Source organism: uncultured Veillonella sp., assembly GCF_963543145.1.
GTDB lineage: Bacteria > Bacillota > Negativicutes > Veillonellales > Veillonellaceae > Veillonella.
Window position 1 is genome coordinate 1 of sequence record NZ_CAUTZP010000034.1, and the last position, 4,770, is coordinate 4,770.

Consider the following 4,770-nt stretch of genomic DNA (forward strand, 5'->3'; position numbering starts at 1 on the left):
ATCACTTATGGCATGACAATATTTGCTGTGCCCTCGTGTTTAATGGTCAATTCGTGGACGAAAATCACGATTTGGCAAAAGCTTTCACCAAGGCCTATCTTGATGCAGGTAAATACCTAGATGAGCATCCAGAGTCACAAAAAGAAATTGCCTTGAAATATTTAAAGTTTAAGGACCCTATTATAGAACGTTCCCTCAAAGTGATTGGGTTTGGAGATTTAGCCCTTACAGAGGACCGTTATAATGCGCTCGTGCATCATATGACGCATATTGATTTAATTAAAAAGGTGCCGAGTTATTCAGAGTTTGTAGATGCATCGTTGTTACCATAGGAGGGGGACCATGAAGAAATATACATATGTGCCGTGCTCATTTATCGCAGCTTGGCTGATTTGGGAATTGATTGTTCGCCTTGGAGGATTTAACGAAGCCTTATTTCCAACGCCATATAAGGTATTGCTAGGCTTTGGAGAACTCATCGGAGACGGTGTTCTCTTTAGGGATATTGCAGACAGTTTAGTACGCTTTTTCATCGGTTACATCATTTCCGTTGTAGCTGGCGTCTTCTTGGGCCTTATCTTGGGTTGGTATAAGGGGATTTGGAACTACATCAATCCAATCGTTCAAGTCATTCGACCAATTTCTCCAGTGGCGTGGTTGCCGTTTATCGTTCTCTTCTTTGGTATTGGTCAAGCGCCGGCCATCGTTATCATCTTTATCGCCGCGTTCTTCCCTGTGTTGTTATCCACGGTATCCGCTATCCAAAATATCGATCCTGTATATATCAAGGTGGCGCGCAACTTTGGTATTAAACAGCCAGAATTATTATTTAAAATCGTATTGCCTGCCGTATTCCCTGGCATTGCATCTGGTCTTCACATCGCCCTTGGTACAGCGTGGATCTTCCTTGTAACAGGCGAAATGGTAGGCTCTCAAACGGGTCTTGGTTTCCTCATCATCGATATGAGAAACAACTTGCGTAACGATCTTTTGATGGTGGCCATTTTAACCATCGGTTTCATTGGGCTTTTACTCGATTGGGGCGTGTCCCTCATCGAAAAATGGATTTACAAACGTTGGGGTATTGAGAAATAGGAGGTGGCCTCATGGGTTACATTTCGGTGCGCAATGCACATAAGGAATTTATGAAAGATGGGGAACCACTCACCATTCTTGAAGATATTAATTTAGATATTGAAAAGGGCGAGTTTATATGTCTCTTAGGCCCGTCTGGTTCTGGTAAAAGTACGCTATTAAACGCTATGGCGGGCTTTGAGCTCGTTACATCTGGTTCCATTACTATCGATGGTGAAGAGGTGAAAGCGCCACAACTCAGATATGTAACGGTGTTCCAAAACTATGGTCTCTTGCCATGGCGTACGGTGGAAAGCAATATTGCACTCGGTCTTGAAAGCAAAAAGGTACCTAAAGAGGAACGCTCTGCCATCATCGATAAATATGTGAAAATGGTAGGTCTCGATCACGCACGCAATCGCTACCCTGCAGAACTATCTGGGGGCATGCAACAACGTGTATCCATTGCCCGTGCACTAGCGGTAGATCCAGATATTATTTTCATGGACGAACCACTAGGAGCCCTTGATGCGTTGACACGTATCAACTTGCAAGACGAAATCTCTCGCATCTGCCGCGAAGAAGGGAAAACAGTTGTATTCGTTACTCACGATATTGAAGAAGCCGTAGTCCTTGCGGACCGCGTTGTAGTACTAGCGGCAAATCCAGGTCGTGTACAAACTATCATCCCTGTAAATATCATTGACAGAACGGACCGTACATCGCCAAACTTTGTTAATATTCGGAACCACATCTTCAAACAATTCCAACTAGCAAAAGAAGACAAAATCGAGTTCTATATTTAGTTATATAGAACTCAAAAGAAACTTCCTCAAGAACGGCGAAATACTTGAGGGAGTTTTTTTATTGCTTATGATCGTCTAAGCTAACGGGGTTAATCACCATGAAAGTTCCTATATAACTATATATTTCTTATGCAATTCGTGTAATTATCATGTATAGTAGATATATATCGGTAATAACATATGAAATTTAAATTGGAGGCAGTATGTCTTTGTTTGAGTTAGAGAAGAGCATGTCTTTTGATAAATATATAGGGTCCTTTGATGCAGAGCATGTAGAGAAGGTGTGCGGTTTTGTAGATTGGCTCGCCCAGTATTCTGGTAGACTTGTTCATAATCCTTGGGGTGAGGTAAATCCTGATTTAGAGATTGTTACAGAGGGTTTTGATGCGGCCCAAGTGCGGAGAGATAATCTAGTAGCTTATTTATTGCCGCGCTTAGGTCGAGCTAAGGTCTTTGTGGTGGCTGAGGCTGTAGGTTATCAAGGGGGACGCTTTACAGGTATTGCTATTACTTGTGAAAGAATGTTACTAGATAAGCACAAAACCATTCGCGCGAAGGATGTAACGCCTATTCGCCTAGAACGAACTAGTTCTCCTAGTAGTCATCTGTTGAAAGGAGCACAGCAGAAGGATGGCTTTAATGAGCCTACTGATACTGTGGTGTGGAATGCTATTATGGAAAAGGGCATCGATCCGTACGATACCTTGTTGTGGAATATATTCCCTTTCCACCCGTATAAGGAGGGAAATCCACTGACGAATCGCACACCTACGGATAAAGAGCAACAGTTAGGTTGGGAATATACAAAACGCTTGCTAGATTTACATTTTGAGCTCGGTGGTGCAAAACCTTTTATGCTTGCCGTAGGTCAAAAGTCTGCTGATACGATGGGCAAATTTGGTCTGTCCGCCGTCGGTTTACGTCATCCTGCAAACGGTGGAGCCAATCTATATCGACAAGGCTTTGCTGAGGCCGTAGAAGCGATGCATATGAAACGCTATATTTCCGTCATTGAAGAAAATGGGGCATGGCATATCGAAGGCTTTTACAAAAATAATCCTAATGATAAATAATTAGATTTCTATACAAATGTTCGTGTAATAGCGTTAACATAGGGGTTCGCCTCTTTTGTTAACGCTATTTTTATGTTACAATAAAGATAACGTATGAAAGCGAGGCTTTCATCAAAATCGATCGGATTATATTGTATAACTCATTAGATTGGAACGAAGAGAACGTACCCGTCGCGGCTGACATATCTACTGAGGGCAATATACTCATTTGCTATGGCAAATGGTCACAATAACACTAGGAACGGCAAAAATTGATAGCGCATTTTTGCGCCCATTTGACGAGACGCTAGTATTTTAGCGCCTTTTTCTTTGTGTGGCCTCCATAGCATAGATCAATTCAAGTGATAGGTGAGAAAAACTATGTTAAATAAAATAATGAACAAAATTTTAGGAGGAACTGTGAATACAACAGATAATCAGGTTACTGCGCAAGTGAAAGCAGAACCGACAGTAGCAAGACATGCTACTCGTGCAGCTGCGGCTGAAGGCGAGCAAAAACAGACTCGTCGTCGCACTAATACACGCCGTCCTGCTGGCGAAGGGCGCACTCGCCAACAAGCAGCGAGTGAAGGGGAGGGTACAACACGTCAACGCCGTACAAGTACTCACTCAAATGCAAATGGTGGTCGTTCTAATACGACACGTCGTACAAATACACGTCGCCATACTGAGCAAGGTGAAGGCCAAGAACGTACAGAACGTAAACCTCGTCAAACTCGTGCGCCACGTGGTGAACGTAGTGAAAATACACGTCATACGAGAACTAATAATGGACGCAATGGTCAAAATCGTAACACCAATCGTCCGAATAATCGCCCTACAAACCGCAATAATCAAGAAGAGCATGTGGAATTGGTAGGTCGTACACCAAATGGTGCTAACAAGGGTAAATTCCAAATTATCCCGTTAGGTGGCCTTGGCGAAATTGGTAAAAACATGACCATCTTCCAATATGAGGATGAAATCATCGTTCTTGATGCAGGCCTAGCATTCCCTAGCGAAGATATGCTTGGCGTAGATATCGTTATTCCTGATATGAGCTATATCATCGAGAATAAGGACCGCGTAAAAGCAGTTGTTATTACTCATGGTCACGAGGACCATATCGGCTCCTTGGCATATCTTATGAAGGAAATTAATTGCCCAGTATATGCAACAAACCTCGTTTGTGGCTTAATTGAAGGTAAATTTAAAGAACATAAAGTATCTCCAAAATGTCTTCGCACCATTGCAGCAGGCGACGAAGTTCAAATCGGTTCTGTAAAGGTTGGTTTTATCCAAACAAATCATTCCATCCCAGACTCCTGCGCTGTGTACTTCGATACACCAATCGGTACTGTACTGCACACAGGGGACTTTAAAATTGACCAAACGCCAGTTGATGGTCGTTTGATGGATATGCACAAATTTGCTGAGCTCGGTAATAAAGGCGTATTAGCGTTGATGTCCGACTCTACAAACGTAGAAAAACCAGGTACTACAGGTTCTGAAAGTTCCGTAGGTCCTGCTATTAAACAAGCTGTTGGGGAAGCAAAAGGCCGCGTTGTTTTGGCTACATTCGCATCTAACGTATCTCGTATCCAACAAGCTATTGATGCAGCAGTTATGTTTAACCGCAAGGTTGTCGTTATGGGCCGCAGCATGGTGAATGTTACAGAAATTGCTCAAGAGCGCGGTTACTTGAATATTCCACCAAATACAATCATCGACGTAGATGTAATGCACAACTACACAGATGACCAAATTATGATCTTAACAACTGGCTCTCAAGGTGAACCGATGGCAGGCTTGTCCCGTATGGCTACAAGTAACCACCG

5 protein-coding genes are annotated in these 4,770 nt (G+C 42.9%); all 5 read left to right on the plus strand.

Translation table 11 applies throughout. From position 1 onward, the window contains the following. The coding region (locus RWZ05_RS08815) for an ABC transporter substrate-binding protein (RefSeq protein ID WP_314643817.1) at positions 1-332 on the plus strand (332 nt) is incomplete at its 5' end. A gap of 10 nt (positions 333-342) precedes the next feature. Beyond that, entirely contained in the window at positions 343-1,095 is a 753-nt protein-coding gene (locus tag RWZ05_RS08820) for an ABC transporter permease (protein ID WP_314643820.1), read from the plus strand. Between the two features lie 11 nt (positions 1,096-1,106). Beyond that, complete coding sequence (locus RWZ05_RS08825; protein WP_314643823.1) at positions 1,107-1,880, plus strand: ABC transporter ATP-binding protein; 774 nt, start codon at positions 1,107-1,109, stop codon at positions 1,878-1,880. Between the two features lie 203 nt (positions 1,881-2,083). Next, positions 2,084-2,953 carry a uracil-DNA glycosylase gene (locus RWZ05_RS08830; RefSeq protein WP_314643826.1) on the plus strand — a complete coding sequence of 290 codons (870 nt, stop codon included), beginning with the start codon at positions 2,084-2,086 and terminating at the stop codon, positions 2,951-2,953. A 399-nt stretch (positions 2,954-3,352) separates the two neighbouring features. After that, positions 3,353-4,770, plus strand: a 1,418-nt coding sequence (locus RWZ05_RS08835; RefSeq protein ID WP_399554375.1) for a ribonuclease J, incomplete at its 3' end; no start/stop codon positions are given.